The 20289-nt window shown below is 71.1% G+C and carries 22 protein-coding genes and 1 pseudogene; 14 read left to right on the top strand and 9 right to left on the bottom strand.

What is annotated here, in order from left to right; all coding sequences use genetic code 11:
• Positions 1-40: 40 nt before the first annotated feature.
• Positions 41-625, bottom strand: a complete 585-nt coding sequence (locus EWH70_RS33795) for a TetR/AcrR family transcriptional regulator (RefSeq protein WP_130479658.1) — start codon at positions 623-625, stop codon at positions 41-43.
• 179 nt (positions 626-804) lie between these two features.
• Complete coding sequence (locus tag EWH70_RS33790) at positions 805-1185, bottom strand: SPW repeat protein (protein WP_240687374.1); 381 nt, start codon at positions 1183-1185, stop codon at positions 805-807.
• A 185-nt stretch (positions 1186-1370) separates the two neighbouring features.
• On the opposite strand from EWH70_RS33790, the gene ccrA reads away from it, so the two are divergent.
• The 9 genes from ccrA to EWH70_RS33745 all read left to right on the top strand — a co-directional run bounded on the left by ccrA (position 1371) and on the right by EWH70_RS33745 (position 9516).
• Positions 1371-2711 carry a crotonyl-CoA carboxylase/reductase gene (ccrA, locus tag EWH70_RS33785; protein WP_130479656.1) on the top strand — a complete coding sequence of 447 codons (1341 nt, stop codon included), beginning with the start codon at positions 1371-1373 and terminating at the stop codon, positions 2709-2711.
• A gap of 44 nt (positions 2712-2755) precedes the next feature.
• Positions 2756-3811: a coiled-coil domain-containing protein gene (locus EWH70_RS33780; protein WP_240687373.1), complete on the top strand. Its 1056-nt coding sequence runs from the start codon at positions 2756-2758 to the stop codon at positions 3809-3811.
• 46 nt (positions 3812-3857) lie between these two features.
• Positions 3858-4307, top strand: coding sequence for a universal stress protein (locus EWH70_RS33775; RefSeq protein ID WP_130479655.1), 450 nt, complete (start codon positions 3858-3860; stop codon positions 4305-4307).
• Between the two features lie 5 nt (positions 4308-4312).
• Positions 4313-5308, top strand: a complete 996-nt coding sequence (locus tag EWH70_RS33770; RefSeq protein WP_130479654.1) for an adenylate/guanylate cyclase domain-containing protein — start codon at positions 4313-4315, stop codon at positions 5306-5308.
• Between the two features lie 161 nt (positions 5309-5469).
• Positions 5470-6474 (top strand): hypothetical protein, encoded by a 1005-nt coding sequence (locus EWH70_RS33765; protein WP_130479653.1) that lies wholly within the window; start codon positions 5470-5472, stop codon positions 6472-6474.
• A 5-nt stretch (positions 6475-6479) separates the two neighbouring features.
• Positions 6480-7118 carry a hypothetical protein gene (locus tag EWH70_RS33760; RefSeq protein WP_130479652.1) on the top strand — a complete coding sequence of 213 codons (639 nt, stop codon included), beginning with the start codon at positions 6480-6482 and terminating at the stop codon, positions 7116-7118.
• 73 nt (positions 7119-7191) lie between these two features.
• Complete coding sequence (locus tag EWH70_RS33755) at positions 7192-7863, top strand: HD domain-containing protein (protein ID WP_240687372.1); 672 nt, start codon at positions 7192-7194, stop codon at positions 7861-7863.
• A 157-nt stretch (positions 7864-8020) separates the two neighbouring features.
• Positions 8021-9064, top strand: a complete 1044-nt coding sequence (locus tag EWH70_RS33750) for a DNA polymerase III subunit beta family protein (protein WP_130479651.1) — start codon at positions 8021-8023, stop codon at positions 9062-9064.
• Positions 9061-9516 carry a hypothetical protein gene (locus tag EWH70_RS33745; RefSeq protein WP_130479650.1) on the top strand — a complete coding sequence of 152 codons (456 nt, stop codon included), beginning with the start codon at positions 9061-9063 and terminating at the stop codon, positions 9514-9516. Before EWH70_RS33750 ends, EWH70_RS33745 begins: the two co-directional genes overlap by 4 nt.
• On the opposite strand, the gene EWH70_RS33740 is transcribed toward EWH70_RS33745, so the two are convergent.
• Positions 9513-10763: an aldehyde dehydrogenase family protein gene (locus EWH70_RS33740; protein WP_130479649.1), complete on the bottom strand. Its 1251-nt coding sequence runs from the start codon at positions 10761-10763 to the stop codon at positions 9513-9515. The two genes, EWH70_RS33745 and EWH70_RS33740, sit on opposite strands and share 4 nt — an antisense overlap.
• Positions 10764-10804: 41 nt before the next feature.
• The gene (locus EWH70_RS33735) at positions 10805-11515 is read right to left on the bottom strand and encodes a M50 family metallopeptidase (RefSeq protein WP_130479648.1); all 711 of its coding nucleotides are present in this window, start codon (positions 11513-11515) and stop codon (positions 10805-10807) included.
• Positions 11516-11797: 282 nt separating this feature from the next.
• Here EWH70_RS33735 and EWH70_RS33730 point away from each other — a divergent pair, with 282 nt between their 5' ends.
• Positions 11798-12637: a ribosomal RNA small subunit methyltransferase A gene (locus EWH70_RS33730; RefSeq protein ID WP_240687371.1), complete on the top strand. Its 840-nt coding sequence runs from the start codon at positions 11798-11800 to the stop codon at positions 12635-12637.
• Between the two features lie 52 nt (positions 12638-12689).
• Here EWH70_RS33730 and EWH70_RS33725 read toward each other — a convergent pair whose 3' ends face one another.
• Genes EWH70_RS33725 through EWH70_RS33715 form a run of 3 tightly spaced genes read right to left on the bottom strand, consistent with a single transcriptional unit; the run spans position 12690 to position 14453 of the window.
• Positions 12690-13268 carry a Uma2 family endonuclease gene (locus EWH70_RS33725; protein ID WP_130479647.1) on the bottom strand — a complete coding sequence of 193 codons (579 nt, stop codon included), beginning with the start codon at positions 13266-13268 and terminating at the stop codon, positions 12690-12692.
• Positions 13265-13837 carry a Uma2 family endonuclease gene (locus tag EWH70_RS33720; RefSeq protein ID WP_130479646.1) on the bottom strand — a complete coding sequence of 191 codons (573 nt, stop codon included), beginning with the start codon at positions 13835-13837 and terminating at the stop codon, positions 13265-13267. The genes EWH70_RS33725 and EWH70_RS33720 overlap by 4 nt, the downstream gene beginning before the upstream one ends.
• 55 nt (positions 13838-13892) lie before the next feature.
• Positions 13893-14453 (bottom strand): TetR/AcrR family transcriptional regulator, encoded by a 561-nt coding sequence (locus EWH70_RS33715; RefSeq protein ID WP_130479645.1) that lies wholly within the window; start codon positions 14451-14453, stop codon positions 13893-13895.
• 94 nt (positions 14454-14547) lie between these two features.
• On the opposite strand from EWH70_RS33715, the gene EWH70_RS33710 reads away from it, so the two are divergent.
• Positions 14548-15468 (top strand): TIGR03620 family F420-dependent LLM class oxidoreductase, encoded by a 921-nt coding sequence (locus EWH70_RS33710; RefSeq protein ID WP_130479644.1) that lies wholly within the window; start codon positions 14548-14550, stop codon positions 15466-15468.
• Between the two features lie 9 nt (positions 15469-15477).
• A complete protein-coding gene (locus tag EWH70_RS33705; protein ID WP_130479643.1) occupies positions 15478-16797 on the top strand; it encodes a M20 family metallopeptidase in 1320 nt (439 codons plus the stop codon).
• Here the strand turns inward: EWH70_RS33705 and EWH70_RS33700 are convergent.
• On the bottom strand, positions 16794-17849 hold the full coding sequence (locus EWH70_RS33700; protein ID WP_130479642.1) for a hypothetical protein: 1056 nt from the start codon (positions 17847-17849) through the stop codon (positions 16794-16796). The genes EWH70_RS33705 and EWH70_RS33700 overlap by 4 nt on opposite strands.
• Complete coding sequence (locus EWH70_RS33695; RefSeq protein ID WP_130479641.1) at positions 17842-18432, bottom strand: RNA polymerase sigma factor; 591 nt, start codon at positions 18430-18432, stop codon at positions 17842-17844. Before EWH70_RS33695 ends, EWH70_RS33700 begins: the two co-directional genes overlap by 8 nt.
• A gap of 130 nt (positions 18433-18562) precedes the next feature.
• On the opposite strand from EWH70_RS33695, the gene EWH70_RS33690 reads away from it, so the two are divergent.
• Both EWH70_RS33690 and EWH70_RS33685 read left to right on the top strand, forming a co-directional pair.
• The gene (locus tag EWH70_RS33690; RefSeq protein WP_130479640.1) at positions 18563-19411 is read left to right on the top strand and encodes a serine hydrolase; all 849 of its coding nucleotides are present in this window, start codon (positions 18563-18565) and stop codon (positions 19409-19411) included.
• A 37-nt stretch (positions 19412-19448) separates the two neighbouring features.
• A pseudogene (locus tag EWH70_RS33685) lies at positions 19449-20288 on the top strand (S1C family serine protease); the annotation flags it as partial.
• Between the last annotated feature and the right edge of the window lies 1 nt (position 20289).

Raw genomic sequence — 20289 nt, 5'->3', positions numbered from 1 at the left:
CCGGCCACGCCACCGCATCAACCGATCGGCGGCCGATCGGTCACTCGTGTCGCGAGCGGGACTTCAGGGCGTCGGCGATGAACGTCAGCTCGCGGTCCATCGCGTCGGCGCCGTTCACCTCGACGTGCCGCGCCATGGAGTGCCGGTAGCTGACCGCCAGCGCGAGCAGTCCGGCCGCGCTGTCCACGTCGGCCATCGCCAGCCCGCCGACGCCCGCGGCGAGGATGACCGCGCGGACCTGGCGGACGAGAACCTGGAACCGGTCCTGCAGCGCGTCGCGGACCGCGTCGTGCGTGTCGGCCTCCCGCCAGAGCAGGTGCGACAGCATGCGCGAGGCGGACAGCCTGCGGTCCAGTTCGGAGACGAGCCTGCGCAGGCTCTCGGCGAGGTCCCCGGGGACGACGACCCGCGCCGGCTCGACCCGCTCGTCGGGCAGCCGCTCGACCAGGGCGGTCAGCAGGTCGGCCTTGCGCTTGAAGTAGTAGTGCACGAGCCCCTTGGGGACCTCGGCGAGCGCCGCGATGCGCGACGTCGGAGTGGCGTCGAACCCGTGCTGCGCGAACAACTCCTCGGCCGCGGCGAGGATTCGCTCGCGTGCCGAGGAGTCGTACTTTGAACGTGCCACCGTCCCAACCTAACCGGCTCCAGCCCACCAAAGCCGCACCGACGGGCCGACCCGCACACGGTCGGGCCCGTCGGCGTCTGGACTGACGAGCCCCAAGGCCGCTCAGCGGCCGACGGCGAGGAGGAAAGACGTCGACCAAGGGGGCCCGACCGCGTCCGGGCGAAGCGAGGACAGAAGGCTCAGTGTGAACCAGCCATGCGGTTGTGCGCCGTGCTGGCCACCGGGAACGCGGCCGCGCCTGCGATGACCGTCAGGACGCCGATCACCCAGGAGGTCCACGAAGCCCCGGTCATCGCGCTGTAGCCCATCACCCAGGGAGCGATGAACAGCAGCGCACCCAGCACGATCTGGATGCCCTCGCCGTACACCATCCCCGGCATGGCCAGCGAAACCAGCCCGTCCACCGCGATCAGGACGCCGAGGACGACCAGCGTCCAGGCCGTGGCCATGTCGGTGGCCACGACGAGTGGCGACAGTGCGGCCAGCACGCCGAGTACGACCTCGGCCCAGTCATGCGGCCTCACCCAGGGGCGCACCATCGTGTCGCGGTGTTCGCTCATTCTGATCACCTCCATCAGGGAACCGTGTGTTTCGCGGTCCACCACCATGGTGCGCCTTGGTTGGCCGGCCGGTCAAAACTGTGTCCGAAAAGACATCGTGCGCCCCGTCTCGTACAGTGGAGTTCCTCGTTACTCGCAAGTAGCTTTCTGCCCCTACGCCACCGAGAGCGCGGAGGTACCGCCCGATGAGCGAGATCCAGCAGATCCAGCAGGCCATCCTCTCCGACGACCTCGACGCGCTGGGATCGCTACCGGTCCCCGCCGGCTACCGGGGTGTCACGGTGCGAGCCGACGAGGTCGAGATGTTCGCCGGCCTGCCCAGCCAGGAGAAGGACCCACGCAAGTCACTGCACGTCGACGAGGTGCCCACGCCCGAACTGGGGCCCGGCGAGGCACTGGTGGCCGTGATGGCCAGCGCGATCAACTACAACACCGTGTGGACGTCGATCTTCGAGCCGCTGCCGACGTTCAAGTTCCTCCGCCGCTACGGCAAGCTCTCGCCGCTGGCCAAGCGGCACGACCTGCCGTACCACGTGGTCGGCTCCGACCTGGCCGGCGTCGTGCTGCGCACCGGCGCGGGCGTGCACAGCTGGAAACCCGGCGACGAGGTCGTCGCGCACTGCCTCAACGTGGAGCTGGAAGGCCCGGAGGGGCACAACGACACGATGCTCGACACCGAGCAGCGCATCTGGGGCTTCGAGACCAACTTCGGCGGCCTCGCCGAGCTGGCGCTGGTCAAGGCGAACCAGCTCATGCCGAAGCCTGACCACCTCACCTGGGAGGAGGCAGCATCCCCCGGGCTGGTGAATTCCACCGCCTACCGGCAGCTCGTCTCGCGCAACGGCGCGGACATGAAGCAGGGCGACGTCGTGCTGATCTGGGGCGCGTCCGGCGGCCTGGGGTCCTACGCGACGCAGTACGCGCTCAACGGCGGCGCGATCCCGGTCTGCGTGGTCTCCAGCCCGGAGAAGGCCGAGATCTGCCGGAAGATGGGCGCCGAGCTGGTCATCGACCGCTCGGCCGAGGGCTACCGGTTCTGGTCGGACGAGCACACCCAGGACCCGTCGGAGTGGCAGCGCTTCGGCGCCAGGATCCGGGAGCTGACCGGCGGGGAGGACCCGGACATCGTGTTCGAGCACCCGGGCAGGGAGACGTTCGGCGCGTCCGTCTACGCCGCCCGCAAGGGTGGGACGATCGTCACCTGCGCCTCGACGTCGGGCTACCTGCACCAGTTCGACAACCGGTACCTGTGGATGAACCTCAAGCGGATCATCGGTTCACATTTCGCCAACTACCGCGAATCCTGGGAGGCCAACCGGCTCATCGCGAAAGGTCTGATCCACCCGACGCTGTCGCGCAGCTACCCGCTCACCGAGACCGGCCAGGCCGCTCTGGACGTGCACCGCAACGCACACCAGGGCAAGGTGGGGGTGCTGTGTCTCGCACCCGAGGAAGGGCTCGGCGTCCGGGACGGACAGCTACGCGAGAAGCACCTGGAAAAGATCATGCGGTACCGCGGGGCCTGACGTGCTGCTGCCCCGCCCGGCCGACGCACCGATAGGGTGGAGCGATGAGTCTTGGCGACGAACGGGAACTCGTCCCACTGGGAGCCGGCTTCGACGTGGAGAAGCGCGGGTACAGCCGTGCCCAGGTCGACGAGCACCTGGAACGACTGGACGCCGACCTGAAGATGCTCACCTCGGACCGGGACGCCGCCATCTCACAGGCGGGCGACCTGGCCAGGCAGCTGGAGGTCGCCCGCAACGAGATCGCCGACCTGCGTGGCCAGGTCGAGCGGCTGTCCCTCCCGCCGACCACGCTGGAGGGGTTGTCCGAGCGCCTGCAGCGGATGCTGCGGCTGGCGCAGGACGAGGCGTCGGACACCAAGGCCAGGGCCGAGGCGGAGGCCAGCCACATCCGGGCCAAGGGCGAGCAGGACGCGGCGGCGCTGCGCTCGGAGTACGAGCAGCAGCTGACCGAGCTGGACAAGCGCAGGCAGGCCATGGAGGCCGAGCACCGCGGCGTCCTGGAGAAGGCCCGCGCCGAGGCCGAGGCGATCACCCGCAAGGCCAAGGAGGAGCGCGACCGGCTCGACCGCGAGTCCGAGCAGCGCCGGACCCAGGTCGAGGAGGACTTCGAGATCGCCATGGCCGCGCGGCGTACCGAGGCCATGCGGACGCTCGCCGAGCAGGAGGCGACGAGCAAGGCCGAGGCGGAACGCCGGGTGCGGGAGGCGACCGAGGAAGCGGCCGCCATCCGCAAGCGGGTCGCCGAGGAGGAGAAGCGCGCGAACGACGAGATCGCCCGGCGCAACCGCCAGTCGATCGAGGAGGCCAACCAGCGCAAGCAGGCGTCCACCACCGAGGCCAACGCGCGGCTGGCCGAAGCTTCCGACGAGGCCCACCGCCGGGTCAAGGAGGCCACCGAGGAGGCGAACCGGCGGATCAACCACGCCGTCGAGCGCGTCGAGGCCCTGCGCAGGCTGCGGGCCACGATCGCCGACCAGGTCAAGGCGGCCCGGTCGGTCCTCGCCGAGGCGGAGAGCGTCCTGCACGCGACCGTCGAGGAGGCCGAGCCCGCGAAGAAGGCCAAGCCGTCACCCCAACCCCACACCACCTCACACTGAGCCGGCGGGCCGGTAGCTCGCCGCCTTCGCAGAAGCGGGAGACACCATGAGCGCATACCAGACCGTCGTCGTCGGCACCGACGGCTCCGACTCGTCGTTCAACGCCGTCGACAAGGCGGCGGCGGTCGCGGCCGACTCCGGCGCCACCCTGGTCATCGCGTGTGCCTACTACCCGGCCAGCCGGAGCGACGTCGAGAAGGCACAGGACGTGCTGCGGGACGAGGCCTACCAGGTGGTCGGCTCGGCGCCGGCCGAGGACACCCTGCTCACCGCACGCGACCGGGCCGCCAGGGCCGGTGCCGCCAAGATCGAGACGGTTCCGGTTCGCGGCGAGCCGGTGGAGTCGCTGCGCAAGGTGGTCAAGGACCACTCGGCCGACCTGCTGGTGGTCGGCAACCGGGGCCTGAACACGCTCACCGGCCGCATCCTGGGTTCGGTGCCGTCGGAGGTCGCCCGCAAGTCCGGGGTCGACGTCCTCATCGTGCACACGACCTGACACCGGTGGCCGACACCGACCGCTCGGCCCTGCAGCAGCGACTGGAACGGACCCTGCTCGGCGGCCGCCGCAAGTACACCCGCCTGCAGGTGTTCGAGAAGGCCGGCGTGCCGGAGGTCCGCGCCAGCAGGCTGTGGCGTGCGCTGGGGTTCGCCACGGTCGCCGACGACGAGGTGGTGTTCACCGACGCCGACGTCGAGGCCGTCCGCACGGCCGACGAGCTGGTGCGGTCCGGCCTCGTCGACGCCGCCATGGAGACGGCGGTGACCCGCGCGCTCGGGCAGCACCTGTCCAGGCTGGCCGAGTGGCAGGTCGACCTGCTGTGGAGCCTGGTCACCGAGAACCCGGAGCTGGCCGCGGACGACCGGCGGATCACCCGGCTCGTCGACCGGCTGCTGCCCGAGCTGGAGCGGGTGCAGAACTTCGTCTGGCGCCGCCACCTCGCGGCCTACGCCGGGCGGGCGTTCGCCGGCCAGGACGACACGCAGGAGGGCCGCACGGAGGTCGTCGGGTTCGTCGACATGGTCGGCTACACGCGGCTCACCCGGCGGCTCGGCGAAGCCGAGCTGGACTCCGTGCTGGACGCGTTCGAGTCGCTGGCCACCGAGGTCGTCGGCGAGCACCACGGCCGCATCGTGAAGATGATCGGCGACGAGGTGCTGTTCGTGGCCGACGCCGCCGCCGACGGCGCGGCCATCGGGCTGGCACTGGCCGAACGGGCCGCCGACGACGAGTCGCTGCCCGCCGTGCGAGCCGGCCTGGCCGCCGGGCGGATCCTGAGCCGGTTCGGCGACGTCTACGGTCCCGTTGTCAACCTCGCGGCGCGCTTGACATCCGTGGCCAAGCCCGGCACGGTCCTCGTCGACCGGGAACTGGCGAACGAGCTGGCAGGCGATCCGGCGTTCGAGTTACGGCCGCGGCGCGCGGTGTCGGTCCGGGGCTACAGTCGGTTAAGGCCTTACGCACTACGACGACCGCGTGCCAGTAATTACCCGGAGTGACGATTTGGGGCCCCAGGCACATCCCCCAAATATCTGATTTCGCCTACGGCACGCCGCGCGTAGAGTAACTGCGCGCACTCGAATGGACACTCTCAGCTTCCCCCTGTTTGGGCGTCCTCCCCAGCTCTGCGACCCAGGGCATAAGTAGAGGAGGTGACCTCGTGCCAGCGGACGCCAGGGGCATCCGCACCAACCCGCTCCAGGAGATCTTCTGGACCCGCACCAGCCTGCTACTGGCTGTGCTGATCGTCGTGTCGGGAACCTGCCTGTTCCTGGCCGGCGGAATGGACCCCGGCAACGGGAAGAACTTCGTCCAGGCCATCGGTACCGGAACGATGATCTCAGCGGTCGTCGGTTTCGGGCAGACACTGATCACCGCGGCCGCGTCCCAGCGGGCGCTGGTTGCCCCGGTAATCGAGGAAAGCAAGAAGGCACTACACGAACTCAGTGCCGAATACAGATCGCTGAACAGCGAGTTCTTTCCCACCCACGTGTTCGAGGCGACGAGCGAGCCGGATCCGAAGTTCAACGAGCTGATGATGGCCGATCTCGCCCGCAGCAGGCAGTACCTGTTCCGCGGTTTCGCCGGACGGCACGCCGCGGCGCGGCTGCTGCACTCGCACGCCGAATGGGAGATGCGGGCGGTGCTGGCCGACCCGAGGGAAGCGACCACGATCAGCGGCAGGGCACGGTATCTGCTGCGTAAGGAGGGAGCCGAAGCCGACTACGACGACATCCAGCAGCGGCTGCACGACGAGGTGCGGGTGGGCCTGGTCGGCCTGTACCACGCCAGGAGCCGGTGCACGAGGATCGACCTGACCGTCGTCGACGACCCGCCGCTGGACCGGCTGGAGATCTTCGACGACAGCGTGTGGATCACGCTGTACAGCGACGCCAGGTCGGCCACCACCCTGTACCCCCGGACGCTTCGCTTCTCCGAGGGGTCGTTCATCTACAACATGCAGCGCGCGGAACTCCTACGCACATGTGTTTCGCGTGCCGCGAGGCATTTCCAGATCACCCCGGAGACCACCCGGCAGGACTTTCTCGGCCTGTTCACCAAGATCACCGGGGAACCGCTGTCCGAGGAGCAGTTCCACGAACTGGAGGGCAAATTCCGTGCCTTCCGCAAGGAATTCTCCACCGCTGCCGAACTGGGGAGCTGATAGTCGTGCCCACCCGTCCGTCCGCCCTGGCGGAGCTGGCTGACGCCATCACCGCCACGGGTGCGCCCCTACCGGACCACTGGCGCACGGTCGCCGAACCGTTCACCCGCTGGGTACGCCGCCCCGGGCTGCGTGAGCAGCTACGTACCCACCTGTGTGACCTGCCAGCCGCGGAGGCGGAGGCACTGGTCGCCAGGTCGCGGGAGACCACGACCCATTTCGCGTGGTGCCTGCGCGACGAGCCGGCCGAGCCGTTCTCGTTCTGGTTGCACGAGTACAAGCGCCAGCAGGACTGGCGTCCCGGCTACGCCGACTCGGTGCACAACCACAGGTACCACTTCTGCACGACGATTCTGCGGGGCAGCTATCTGCACGAGCGGTACGACACGACGCTGGACGAGGATTCCGGGCTGGTGACCTCGGCGGTGCTCAGCACCGGCGACGTCTATCCCGCGGGCACCTGCGGGACCCTGCTGGCCCACGAGTTCCACCGGATTCCCAAGGCCAGTGACCGGACGATGACTTTTCTGGTGAAGTCACGACCGGTGAACAAATGGAGCCTGTCCTACGACCCCGTCACCCGAACGGGTCAGAAGCATGTCCCGGTCGAGACTCGGTTGGGGGAGCTTTTGGCCACCCTATAGGAGCATTTCGCCTCTCAGGCGTTTACCATCACTCCACCCGCGTGTGTTTTCGTCCAGCGGGATGGAGGGGTTCATGCACGCCCGAGACAACGTCATATCGGCAACCTTCGACACGGTGTCGCCCGGTGCCCTGGCGGTGATCGAGGCCAGGGTCCACGACCTGTGCCGGGCGTACGCGGCCAAGCTGCCGTTCCACGGCTGGCACCACGTGAGCTTCGTGCGGGAGAAGGCCGTCGGGTTCGCCCGGCACAACGGGTCGGACCAGGGGGTGGTCGCCGCCGCAGCGCTGGTGCACGACGTCAACTACCTGGTGCGCCGCAACTCGGCCGCGGCCGAGGGCCGCGACCTGCGGATGGAGATCCTGCTCGAAGCCGGGGTTCCCGACGCGGTGGCCCGGCGGATCGACGCCATCGTCGACGAGGCGGAGATGGCCAACCGCGGTCCGGACATCAGCCTGGAGGCGCAGGCGCTCAGCGACGCCGACACGTTGTTCAAGGCGTTGCCGATCACGCCCGTCATGCTGGCCCACCGGTACCTGACGGAGAACGGGATCACGCTGCGGGAGCTGGCCCACAAGATCGTCGGCGAGCAGCGCGAGGTGCACGACGACGGGTACTACTTCTACAACCCGGAGGCGGCCGAGTCCTACTCCCGGTGGGCGCTGGCCAACCTGGAGCTGTGGCAGTGCATCAAGGAAGCCGTCGACGACCCGGCGGTGGAGGAACTGCTCGGCGCCGTGTCTTGACCTTCGAGTTCGTGAAGGCCACCTTCATTACGTGTGACGTGGTGAAGGTGGCCTTCACGTGCTTCTCGGCCTGCCCGGGCGAGTACCGCGCGTGCCGCATCCCACACGCCGCGCCGTGTCTTGACCTTCGAGTTGGTTGAGACCCGATGATGGCCCGGTGAGCGACGAACTGATCACCATCGGGGTCCTGGCCAGGGCCAGCGGGCTGACCCCCAGCGCGCTGCGCTTCTACGCCGACTGCGGCCTGCTGCCGCCAGCCTCGGTCGACACCGCGACCGGCTACCGGTACTACTCCGCGAGTCAGCGCGAACGTGCCATCGCCATTCGCCGGCTACGCGAGCTGGACGTTCCGCTGCCGGACGTGACACGGATCCTCGACGCCGACCCGGCGCGGGCCGCACAGCTACTGGACCGGCACGTGGACGCGTTGCGCGAACGGGCCGACCGCGCGGCTGAGCTGGCCGAAGTGGTCAAGCGTTCGCTGCTCCCGCCGGGTCTGGTGCTGGCCGGTCCGGTGCTCGCGGCGGCGGTCGAGCAGGTGACGCCCGCCGCAGGCGCCGAGGGCGTGCTGGCGGGGGTTCTCCTCGAAGCCGACGCAGGCGCCGCCGTGCTCACCGCGACCGACCGGTACCGCCTGTCGACCCGCGCGCTCACCCCCGTCCAGGCCGGTGGCGAGTTCGCGGCTGTGCTCGACGCCGCCGCGCTGGCCCGGACCGTGCCGTGGCTGCGGGAGCAGGACCGGGTCACCCTGGCACCCGCGGCCGGGGCGCTGTCGCTGACCGCGATGTCCGGCGAGTCAAGGGACTGCGGCGTCGTGGACGGCGACTTTCCCGACTACCGCGCCGTTCTCGACGCGCTGACGCCGGCGTCGACCAGGGTGCTGGTGGGCCGCGAGGCGCTGCTCGACGTCGTGCGGCACGGCGGCGAGACCGTCGTGCTCACCGCCGACGCCACCGGCCTGCGCGCCCGCCTCACCGGTGAGCCGTCCAGGCGGATCGCCGCGACCGTCGACGGCAGGCGCGTCCGCGTCGCGTTCCAGCCGCACATCCTGCGGGCGGCGGTCGGCACCAGCATCGGACCGGACGTGATGCTCGACATCACCGGACCGGACCAGCCCGTCGTCGTGCGTTCCGCGACCGACGGCGACCTGACCACCCTCGCCATGCCCACCCTCGACCCGACAAGGACGGTCGCCGGATGACCGACGACACGATGACCGCGATCGCCACCGCCATGCGGGCCGGTGACCGGCAGCGGCTGCTTGAGCTGTGGGACAGGATCGGCGTCGCCGGCGACCCGCTGCACCGCTGCACGCTCGCCCACTACCTGGCCGACGTCCACGACGAGGCCGCCGAGTCGCTGGCCTGGGACATCCGCGCGCTGGACGCCGCGGACACGCTCACCGACGAGCGCGCGCAGCGGCACGACGGGGCGCTGCGGGTCCGCGGCTTCTACCCGTCACTACACCTGAACCTGGCCGACGACTACCGCAGGCTGGGCGCGTTCGGCCCGGCCCGGCGGCACCTGGACGCGGCCCGCGAGCGCGTCGCCGACCTGCCCGACGGCGACTACGGCGAGCTGATCCGCGCCGGGATCGAGCACGTGGCGACCGCGTTGGCCGACGGCTCGACCGAACGCCTGCCGACCCACTAACGAGCGGGCAGCACCGCGTACTGACGCACGTAGAGGTCGGTGTAGGTGACCGGGCCGCGCGGGCCGGGCACCCGGTCCAGGTTGATCCCGGTCTCCGGGACGCCGAGCAGCTTGAAGCCGTCCAGCAGCCGGGTCGGCGCGTTCCAGAACACGCCGGTCCCGGTGTAGGCGTCGAAGAACTCCTCGGCCGCCGCGGCGTCCTCGGTGGCGATTCCCGCGGCCAGTCCGGAGGTCTGCTCGTTGGCCACCCGCGCGGCCTCCACCAGGGAGTCCACAGTGGACACGGTGACGGTGGCCTCCCGGTCGGAGTCCAGCGCCCACTCGTACCCGATGGGGTGATCGTGGGGCGGCAGCGACGCCCGCACACCGGCTTCCGCCAGCGCGGCCGACACCACCGGCCACACTCGGTCGTACACCTTCGCGTTGACCAGCAGCAGGTTCAGCCGGTTGCAGACGCCCAGGCGGTCGAGGCTGCCGGTCACCAGCGTGCGCACGGTCTCCAGGTCGGCTGCCTCGTCGACGTAGAGCACGCCGCCGCCGTCGGCGTGGGCGAGGGTACGCACGCCGTGCCGGGCGGCCTCCAGTGCCAGCGACCGGGTGCTGTCGCCGCTGCCGCGCAGGATGACCAGCGGCACCAGGTCCGGCTGCGCGACCAGCGCCGCCGCGGCCTCCCGCTCGGGGCGCGGGACCAGCTGGATCGCGCCGGCGTCGATGCCGAACTCGGTCAGCGCCGGGGCGACGACGGTGGTCAGCAGGCTCGTGGCCGAGCCGAGAGCCGCCGAGCCGGTCCGCAGCACGCCCGCGTTGCGCGACTTCACCAGCTGCGAGGCGACGTCGACCGTCACGTTCGGCCGAGCCTCGTAGTTGGCGCCGATGACCCCGACCGGGCGGCGCCGCTCGACCAGCCGCAGCCCTCCGTCCAAGGTGGACACGTCGATCGAGCGCTCCGGGTGCGGCGAGCCGGCGAGCAGCCGCAGCTGGTCGGCCATGCCGGTGAGCCGCTGCTCGGTGATGGTGAGCCGGTCCAGCAGCCCGGCGCTCATGCCGTCGGCCTTCGCCGAGGCGACGTCCGCCTCGTTGGCCGCCAGCACGGCGTCGCGGTGGGCCAGCAGCCGGTCCGCCATGGAGCGCAGGGCGCCGTCGATGGCGTCGTCCGGGGCCGTGGCCAGGCTCGGCGCGGCCTGCTTGGCGGCACGCGCGCACTGTTCGACGGCTTCGCTGACACTGGCAACAGCGTTCTCGGACACCCTCGGTCACCTTCCGGCTCGGCAGGGGCCCAGTCTATTGCTCAGCTCAGCGCGGGCTCGATCAGCCAGCTTCCACCGACGAACACGCTGCCCAGCGCGACCAGGAGCATGATCCCGACCCACAGCAGGGCGGGTACGCCGGTCAGCCTGCCGAGCTGGTCGGCGTCGGAGTCCCGCGCCGCTCCGCGACGGCGTTTGGCCTGCAGCTCGAACACCGGCCGTACGCCGCCGAACAGCAGGAACCACGTGATGAAGTACACGACGACGGCCTGCACGCCGGGTGGGGCGAGGAAGGCGACGCAGCCGAGCGCGATGGCGGTGAGCACGACTGTGAACGCGCCGTAGACGTTGCGGATCATCACCAGCACGCCCAGCAGGAGCACGGCGGCGACGGTGAGCAGCACCGAGATGCGGTTGGCCGCGACGAGCGCGGCGAAGCCCAGGCCGAGCAGGGCGGGCGCCGGGTAGCCGGCCAGCGAGGTGAGGACCATGCCCGGCCCGGTCGGCTTGCCCCGGGAGACGGTGACCCCGGAGGTGTCCGAGTGCAGGCGGATGCCGTGCAGCCGCCGTCCGGCCAGCAGGGCGACCAGCGCGTGCCCGCCCTCGTGCACGATCGTCACCAGGTTGCGGGCCAGCCGCCACGGCGACCCGGAGATGACCAGCACCAGTGCCGCCGCGCCGGTGATCAGGGCGACGGGGCCCGGCGGATCGGGTTGCGCGTCGAACAGCTCCCAGACCTGTGACCCTTCCACCCGGCCACCCCACCACACCGGGGGTCGGATCGGTGTGACGCCAGCCCGGAAAACCGGTTGCCGCCCGTGTTACGGTCCGGGTATGGCATGTTTCGCAGCAGCAGTGACCGGCTACTTCCGGCCTCGTTTCGAGCGCTGACGTAGCGGCTGTCTGCTTTTCTTCGCTGAGATTTCCGGTGCACTGACACCGTAATTTGTGCTGCCTGTCGCTACGTCATGACGCAGTCCCGCGCGCGTGCCGACCAACCGCGCGCTCCACCGCATTCATGACTGGAGCGACCCATGCCCGCATACGGGCCATCTCAGCCTGCCAAGAATCACCCGCCGCCGAACCCGTCCGGCGTGCACTTCCTCGCCGCGGCCCACGTCGCGGACCGGCTGGTCCGCTCGGCGGAGGTGACCGAACGCGACCTCGTCGTCGACTTCGGTGCAGGCCACGGCGCGATCACCGCCCCGCTGGCCCGCACCGGTGCCGGGGTGATCGCCGTCGAGCGTGACCCGGAGTTCGTCCGCCGCCTCGGCATTCGCATGTCGGACAGCGGCAACGTCAAGGTCATCCCCGGTGACGTCCGGACCTTTCCCCTGCCACGTAAGGCTTTTCTTGTCGTGTCGAGCATTCCCTACGCCGTGTCGACGGCGCTGTTCCGGCGGCTGCTGACGCCGCCGAGGACCGCACTGAGCCGGGCGGCGATCATCGTCGAGTGGGGCTTCGCCAAGCGGGTGACCGCGGCCGTGCCCCGCGACCTGGAGGCGGCCTGGTGGGCGGCCCGGTTCGAGCTGGACCTCGTCGACCGGATCCCGCCACGCTGCTTCAGCCCCGCGCCGAAGGTCGCCTCGGCACACCTGACCATCCGCCGCGGCGAGCCGCTGTCCGGTCTCGCGCAACGTGCACTGTGGACGGTGCTGTCCGCCGCGTACCGAGCACCGCGGCTGCCCGCGCGTCAGGCGATGTCGGCCGTGCTCGCCGGCCGCAGGGCCCACGGCGTCCTCAAGGCCGCGGGCATCGACCCGGCCGCCCCCGCCGGCACCGTCCGGCCGGACCGCTGGGCGCACCTGGCCAGGCGGCTGGCCGAGGACCGCGGCCTGCACTGGCCGCCGCTGCCGAAGCACCTGAACCGCTGACGCCCTGCCGTGAAGGGGGCCCTCACGGCGTCTCATGCCGTGAGTGCCCCCTTCACGGACGCTGCGCGCGGCTGGTGGTGAGGGCGTCCAGGTCCAGCGAGAGCGTCACGTCGTCGAACGGCAGCACAGCCTCACCGGTGAACTCGCCGGAGTTCTCGTAGGCCCCGTCGACCAGCCGGAACGCCGTCAGGCTCACCGGCGCGTCCAGATCCACGATCCAGTACTGGTCAATCCCCGCCTCGGCGTACTCGGCGAACTTCATCACCCGGTCGGTCCGCAACGACCCGGGCGACAGGATCTCCACGACCATCGCGACGGCGTCGGGCTCCCACCGCACGCGGTCCTCGCTGATGCCGGAGGCCTGTACGACGACCAGGTCAGGCACCCGCACGGACGCCGGCGTGCGCGACTCGATCACCAACTCGGGTTCGGTCAGCACACCCCAGCGACCGGGGAGCCCGGGCTCCAGCTGCGCCGCCAGGCGCCACATGGCTCGCTGATGCAGGGCAGCCGGCCTCGGCGACACCAGCAGCACCCCCTCGACCAGCTCGTACCGTCGGCTGGTGTCCTCGGGAAGCGCCGCCCAGTCGTCGAGGGTCAGCAGGTGGTCGGGCCAGGTCACGGTCGTCACGGACGCTGCGCGCGACTGGTGGTGAGAGCCTCCAGGTCCAGCGAGAGCGTCACCTCGTCGAACGGCAGCGCCGCCTCACCGGTGAACTCGCCGGAGTTCTCGTAAGCCCCGTCAACCAGCCGGAACGCCGTCAGGCTCACCGGCGCGTCCAGATCCACGATCCAGTACTGGTCAATCCCCGCCTCGGCGTACTCGGCGAACTTCATCACCCGGTCGGTCCGCACGCTGCCTTCGGACAGCACCTCGAGCGCGAGCAGGACATCGGCGGCAGCGAAACGAGCGGGGTTGGTGTCCGCCAACGCCGTCGTCGTCACGATCACGTCCGGAGCCCGCACGGTCAGCGGCCGCTCCTCGACAACGACATCGACCTCGGACAGTGCCGAGTAGGGCTGCGGAAGTTGTTCGTTGATCAGGTAACTCAACCGAGTCACGGCCCGCTGGTGGAACGACATCGGGCGGGGCGCCACGACCAGGACTCCTTCGACGACCTCGATCCGGAACCTCGTGTCCTCGGGAAGCGCCGCCCAGTCGTCGATAGTCAGCAGGTGGTCGGGCCAGGTCACGGTCATCACGCCCACCTTCCTCACTCAACTGCCGTCGCAGTATCCCACGCATCCAGCGTGATCAATGGGTGGCGAGGCCGTCACACACCAGGTCGACCAGCAGCCGCCGCTCCTCCGCGGTGACGTCGCCCAGCCATTCGACGGCGGCGTTCAGCCCGACCAGCATCGCCTTCACCTGCCGCGCGGTGAGGTCCGGCCGGATCCGGCCCGCCGCCTGCGCCCGTGCCAGCAGGTCGCCGAGCACGTCGAGCACCTCGGCCCCGACCCTCGCCGTACTGTCGGAGCCCGCCTGGTTGAGCGCCTCGAACAACGCGCGGTTACCCGAGCCGCGCTCCACCATGTAGTGCAGCACGCCGATGAGCGCCGCGCCCGGGTCGGCCGCGTCCAGTTGCGTGCGTGCCTGGTCCGCCATCACGCGCAGGTTGTCCACCACGATCGCCTCGAACAGCGCCTCCTTCGTGGGGAAGTGCCGGTAGACGGTGCCCGCGCCGACGCCTGCCCTGCGCGCGATCTCGTCCAGCGGCACCGCGAGCCCGTCGGACGCGAACGCCTCGCGGGCGGCCGCCAGCACCCGCTCCCGGTTGCGCCGGGCATCGGCACGCAGCGGTTTCGGCTCGGTCATCGCGCGCAGTCCTGCCTCACCCCGTGGCTAACCGGGGCGATCGTTCCGTATAGTCCTAAGCGGGGCGCCCGCCCCGTTTAGGACAGGAGGACCCATGACCGCCAACCTAGCCGTCGAGCACGCCAGGCAGCGGCTCGGCCGTGTCGGACTCGGCTTCGCCTTCGCCGGACCGTCCGCGCCTGCCTCGGCCTGGCGGGACGCCGCCGTCCGCGCCGAGCAGGCCGGCTTCGGCTCGATCTGGACCAACGAGGGCATCGGCGGCGGCGAAGCGTTCACCCGGCTGAGCCTGATGCTGGAAGCCACCGAGACGATCGTCGCCGGGCCCGCCGTCGCCAACATCTGGGCCCGCCACCCCGCCGTGATGCAGGCCGCGGCCGCGACGCTCGCCGACGCCCACCCGGGCCGGTTCGTGCTCGGCGTCGGCGTCAGCCACCGGTTCGTCGTCGAGGCCAGCGGCCAGACGTTCCCGGCCAGCCCCGTCACCGCGCAGCGCGAGTACCTGGAGACCATGCGTGCCTCCGCCGACAGCACGGTCCGGCCGGAGATCCCGTTCCCCACCATCGTCGGCGCGCTCGGCCCGAGGATGCTGGAACTGTCCCGTGACCACGCCGACGGCGCGCTGCCCAGCAGCCTCCCGGTCGCCCACACCAAGCAGACCCGCGACCACCTGGGGCCGGACAAGCTGCTGGTCGTCGGCGTCTCGGCGATCCTCGACCCGGACCCCGAATCCGCCCGCGTGACCGCCCGCAGCTCGCCGCTGTTCACCATGCCGGACTCGCCACAGCAACGCAGCCTCGCCGCCCTCGGCTACTCCAGGGCCGACCTCGCCGACGGCGGCACCGACGAGGTCGTCGACGCCGCGTTCGCCCACGGCGACGCCGAAGCCGTCGCGGCCAGGATCGGTGAGCACCTGGACGCCGGAGCCGACCACGTCATCGTCTACGGCAACTTCGGCGCGTCACTCGCGGAGCAGGCTCGCGTGATCGAGCAACTGGGGCCCGCGCTCCGGAACTAGGATGCGGCGATGACGCCATCTCACCCGGTTCCCCCGAGCGACGAGTTCCTGCGTTCCCTCACCGAAGCCACCGCCGAGGCCGTCGCGGCGGCCGAGCCGCTCGGCTCCGACCACGCCGGGGTCGACGAGCAGACCCGCGAGCAGGTCGAGACCACGGTGCGGGACCGGGCGGCCGAACTGGTCGAGCTGAGCCAGGACCTGCACGCGCACCCCGAGGAAGGCTTCGCGGAACACCGCTCGGTCGCGGCGCTGGCCGAGCTGCTGCGCGGACACGGCCACCAGGTGACGATCGGCGTCGGCGGGCTGGACACGGCGCTGAGCACGTCCACCCCCGGCGACGGCCCGCACATCGCGGTGCTGGCCGAGTACGACGCACTGCCCGGGATCGGGCACGGCTGCGGGCACAACATCATCTGCGCGACGGCAGCGGGCGGCTTCCTCGGCGCGGCGACGGTCGCCGAACGGCTCGGCGGCAGGGTGTCGCTGATCGGCACCCCCGCCGAGGAAGGCGGTGGTGGCAAGGAAACGCTCGCCAGGGCCGGGGTGTTCGACGACGTCGACGCCGTGGTGATGCTGCACCCGTTCAGCCACGACATCGCCCTGCACCCGTTCCTCGGCAGGCGGCAGCTGGAAATGGTGTTCCACGGCGTCGCCGCCCACGCCTCGGCCCAGCCGTTCATGGGACGCAACGCGCTCGACGCCGCCGTCACCGCGTACCAGGGCGTCGCCGCGCTGCGCCAGCACCTGCCCGACACCGACCGCGTGCACGGCGTGTTCACCGACGGCGGATCGCGGCCCAACGTGGTACCCGACCGGGCCGCGCTGCTGTTCTACCTGCGCTCGGCCGACCCGGCCACGCTGAAGGTACTGGCCGAGCGGATGACCGAGATCGCGCACGGCGCCGCGCGGCTGACCGGCTGCGGCGTCGAGCTGCACTGGGACGCCCAGCCCGCTTACCTGCCGATCCGCTTCAACACGGCGCTGGCCGGACGCTGGTCGGTGCACCAGCAGGCGTGCGGGCGCAAGCCGCTGCCGCCGGGCGTGATCCCGGCGTTCCTGACCGGCTCGACCGACCTGGGCAACCTCAGCTACCGCCTACCCGCGATCCACCCGATGATCGCGGTATCGGAGCCGACGGTCGCCCTGCACACCACCGACTTCGCCGCGGCGGCGGGCTCGCCGTCCGGTGATCGCGCGGTCGTCGACGGCGCGGTCGGGCTGGCGCTCACCGCCGCCGACTACCTCGGCGACGCCGAGCTGCGGGCCGCCGTGCACGCGGAGTTCGACGCGGCAGGCGGCGCACTCGACGTTCCGGCGTTCTTCGACTAACCGGGGCGTTTGCCGAGCTGATCGACCGAGCCGGTGCGTACCGCGACCGACGACAGCACGGTGCCCGGCGCCAACCCCGGCGCGGCCTCGGGACCGATCGCCACCTTGCGCTCGCCGAGGAACCGCCCGGTCGCCGGGTCGACGACGATCTGGCGCTCCACCTGCCCGTCCGTAATACCGACGGCGACCCCGTACTGGCCCTCGAGCAGAACCTCACCGTCGGCCACTCGCACCCCGGGGATGTCGGCGATCGCCAGGTAGAGCTCGCCGAGGTGCTCGTGCGGCAGCAGACCACGCGTGAGCACCTCGGCCGCCACGCGGAACCGGCCGACCGGGTCGGTTCCCAGGACGCTGGTGGTTTTGTGCAGCCATTTGGTGAACGGCTGCCGCAGCGGGCCCGGGGCGAAGTCGTACCGCGGGTCGGCCTCCACCCGCATCACGTCGCAGTTGCTGTCGAACGAGCCGTCAGGCGGAAAACGCCCGCAGGGTGCGGTCCACTCGCCGGTGGCAGGGACCGCGCCCACCGGTGTCGTGGCCGGCGGGCCGCCGCCGACCTGCCGGGGCGGTGCCACCTGCGTGCGCTTCAGCCGCCAGAGTCCCGTCGGCTCGTCCGGAACCCACACCTCTTCCCGCTGGGCGTACTCGATGGCGGTGGGACTGGACCAGCGGGGACCCTCGAGCTTGATCTCCCGCCGCAGCCGTTCCACCCAGCGGTAACCGGCGACCCGCGGCGGCGCCGGGCGCCTCGCCGCGACCGCGGCCGCGTCCAGCACCTGCCAGGCCGTTGTCCACTGTGGAGGAGCGGCGGGCTGGACCTCTTCCGGTCGTGGCTCTGACGGCGCGAGCACCACCACGGCACCCCCGGCCACCAGTACGGCAGCTGCGGCCGCGACAGCGACCACGGCCCAGCGCGGCCTGCGCCGCGGCCCGAGCACCGGCTCACCGCGCTCCGCCGCGGCAAGCACCCGAGCCCGCACGGCGGACAGGTCGTCCGGACCGTCGTCGTGCTCGGCACGCAGGCGGCGGAGTGCGTCGTCGAGCTCATCAGCCATTCTGGTCATCCCCGAATTCGTCAGTGGTCGGCAGCAGCGCACGCAGCTTGTGCCGGACCCGGTGCAGCCTCGATCGGACGGTGCTCGCCGGAATGTCCAGCGCCACGGCGATCTCACCGGGTTCCAGCCCTGCCCACGACGACAGCAGCAGCACGTCACGGTCCTCGGCCCGCAGCCGCGCCAGCGCGCCGGCCAGGCTGCGCATCTGGGTCTCGGCGTCCACTCTGGACACCGCGACGGCGTCCGCCGGATCGGCCTGCTCGACCAGCCGGTTACGTGCCCGTGCCGTCGCCCGGTAGCCGCGGATCTCCCGGCGGACGTGGTTACGCAGCAGGTTGGTGGCGATGCCGTAGAGCCAGCCCCGGACCGAGGCCGCGGCCGGGTCGTAGGTCACCCTGCGGCGGATCGCGGTCAGGAAGGTCTCCGCCACCAGGTCCTCGGCCGCGTCGGAACCCACCCGCCCAGCCAGGTAGCCCCGCAGCTGGGGCGCATAGGTGTCGAACAGCCGCGCGAACGCCGTGCCCGGGTCGGCACCGGCCAGGTCGGGATGGTCCGCGGGACTGCCGACGGACGGCACCGTCATCCCCACCTCCGCACGCCGGCCGATCGTTCCTGTCACGCACGCACTTGTCCGTAGCCCGTGCGAGCGTCCCCCATCAGTGACATGGATCACTCACCGGCAGCGCCGGAACGGCGACGCACATTCAGGGGCCATGATCGCCGCACGCTGGGCCGTCGCCGCCGGGCTCGTGACCGGTGCCGTCGTGGCCATGCTCATTGTCGGGGCAGACGACCCGGCCGCATCCAGGGCACCCCACGCCATCGCGGACCGGCCGACGACGACACAACCCACCGGGACACCGTCCACGCCGCGACCGGAGCCGGTCGAACCACCCGACCTCGCCGCCGCCGCGGGCGACGCCACCATCGGCGTCGCCGTCTATGACCGCGAACGCGCCGACCTGGTGCTCACCGAGTCCGCGGACCGCCAGTTCACGTCGGCTTCCCTGGTCAAACTGCTCATCGCGCTCGAAGCACTCGAACGGGGCGACGCGCCCGGCCCGGTCCGGCGCATGCTGTCCGGCAGCGACGACCAGATCGCCAGCGCGCTGTGGATGCGGCACGGTGACGTCCGCATCGTCACCCGATGGGCCGACCGCATGGGCCTGGCCCACACTCAGCCGCCCGCCGACCCGGGCCGCTGGGGCGACACCAGGACCACCGCCCGGGACGTCGTGTCGATCTATCGCCACCTCTACGACGACGTCGACGAGGCCGCCCGGGAGACCGTACTGGCGGCACTGCGCGAAGCCACCCCCACCGGGTCCTCCGACGGATTCGACCAGTACTTCGGCATCCCGGACGCCGCGGGCGACGAACCATGGGCCGTCAAGCAGGGCTGGTCCTGCTGCCGGACCGGCAAGATCCTGCACACCACCGGCGTGGTCGGCGAGCGCTACCTCGTCGCGGTGCTCACCCAGCACCCGGCGACGAGCGCGTGGGCCGCCGCCAGCAGGCGCACGACGAAGCTGACGAGCGCGGTGCTGGCGACTCTCAGGTAATTCGCAGCCAAGCTCACAGCTGGTTCCCAGCCACGAAGCCCACGCTGGGACCATGACCGAGAAACGAAGCAGGGGCGGCCGCACGGCCGTGATCGCATCAGCCGCGGCAGTCACCGCGGCGCTCGTCGGCGGTGTCGGCGGAGCCGCGCTCGTCGACTGGACCGGTCAGCCGGCCACCGGCACCTCGCCGTCCACCACCGCGACCGCGCAGACAGCCAGCCTGAACACCGGGACCGACGTCAGTGGCGTCGCCGCCAAGGTGCTGCCCAGCGTCGTCCAGATCAGCGTCAGCACCGGAAACGGCCAGGCCATCGGCTCCGGCGTGATCCTCACCCCGGACGGCAAAATCCTCACCAACGCCCACGTCGTCCAGGGCGCGACCGGGCCGGTCACCGTCACCCTCGCCGACGGCACGCGGTACTCGGCCGACGTGCTCGGCGCCGACACCGCCGCCGACATCGCCGTGCTCAAGGCCAGGGGCGCCACGAACCTGCAGGCCGCCACCCTCGGGGACTCCTCGCAGGTCAAGGTGGGTGAACAGGTCGTGGCGATCGGCTCGCCCGGCGGCCTGCAGAACACCGTCACGTCCGGCATCGTCAGCGCCACCGGCCGCGACCTCGCCGAACTCAACGGCCAGCGGCAGCAGTCACCCTACGACCGCACCGGCACCAGGAGCGGCCCGAGCTACACCGCCATCCAGACCGACGCCGCCATCAACCACGGCAACTCCGGCGGCCCCCTCGTCAACGCCGCGGGCCAGGTCATCGGCATCAACACGTCGATCTACTCCCCCGGCGACGGCGGCAGCATCGGCATCGGCTTCGCCATCCCCATCAACGACGCCAAGACCATCGCCGAGCAACTCGAGAACACCTGAC

This window comes from Amycolatopsis suaedae (genome assembly GCF_004214935.1).
GTDB classification, from domain to species: domain Bacteria; phylum Actinomycetota; class Actinomycetes; order Mycobacteriales; family Pseudonocardiaceae; genus Amycolatopsis; species Amycolatopsis suaedae.
This window is presented reverse-complemented; position numbering and strand designations above follow the sequence as displayed.

Excerpts from the sequence above, each read along its gene's own strand:
- EWH70_RS33790 (WP_240687374.1), bottom strand. The coding sequence starts at position 1,185 with ATGAGCGAACACCGCGACACGATGGTGCGCCCCTGGGTGAGGCCGCAT.
- ccrA (WP_130479656.1), top strand. The coding sequence starts at position 1,371 with ATGAGCGAGATCCAGCAGATCCAGCAGGCCATCCTCTCCGACGACCTC.
- EWH70_RS33780 (WP_240687373.1), top strand. The coding sequence starts at position 2,756 with ATGAGTCTTGGCGACGAACGGGAACTCGTCCCACTGGGAGCCGGCTTC.
- EWH70_RS33775 (WP_130479655.1), top strand. The coding sequence starts at position 3,858 with ATGAGCGCATACCAGACCGTCGTCGTCGGCACCGACGGCTCCGACTCG.
- EWH70_RS33755 (WP_240687372.1), top strand. The coding sequence starts at position 7,192 with ATGCACGCCCGAGACAACGTCATATCGGCAACCTTCGACACGGTGTCG.
- EWH70_RS33745 (WP_130479650.1), top strand. The coding sequence starts at position 9,061 with ATGACCGACGACACGATGACCGCGATCGCCACCGCCATGCGGGCCGGT.
- EWH70_RS33730 (WP_240687371.1), top strand. The coding sequence starts at position 11,798 with ATGCCCGCATACGGGCCATCTCAGCCTGCCAAGAATCACCCGCCGCCG.
- EWH70_RS33720 (WP_130479646.1), bottom strand. The coding sequence starts at position 13,837 with ATGACCGTGACCTGGCCCGACCACCTGCTGACTATCGACGACTGGGCG.
- EWH70_RS33715 (WP_130479645.1), bottom strand. The coding sequence starts at position 14,453 with ATGACCGAGCCGAAACCGCTGCGTGCCGATGCCCGGCGCAACCGGGAG.
- EWH70_RS33710 (WP_130479644.1), top strand. The coding sequence starts at position 14,548 with ATGACCGCCAACCTAGCCGTCGAGCACGCCAGGCAGCGGCTCGGCCGT.
- EWH70_RS33705 (WP_130479643.1), top strand. The coding sequence starts at position 15,478 with ATGACGCCATCTCACCCGGTTCCCCCGAGCGACGAGTTCCTGCGTTCC.
- EWH70_RS33700 (WP_130479642.1), bottom strand. The coding sequence starts at position 17,849 with ATGGCTGATGAGCTCGACGACGCACTCCGCCGCCTGCGTGCCGAGCAC.
- EWH70_RS33695 (WP_130479641.1), bottom strand. The coding sequence starts at position 18,432 with ATGACGGTGCCGTCCGTCGGCAGTCCCGCGGACCATCCCGACCTGGCC.
- EWH70_RS33690 (WP_130479640.1), top strand. The coding sequence starts at position 18,563 with ATGATCGCCGCACGCTGGGCCGTCGCCGCCGGGCTCGTGACCGGTGCC.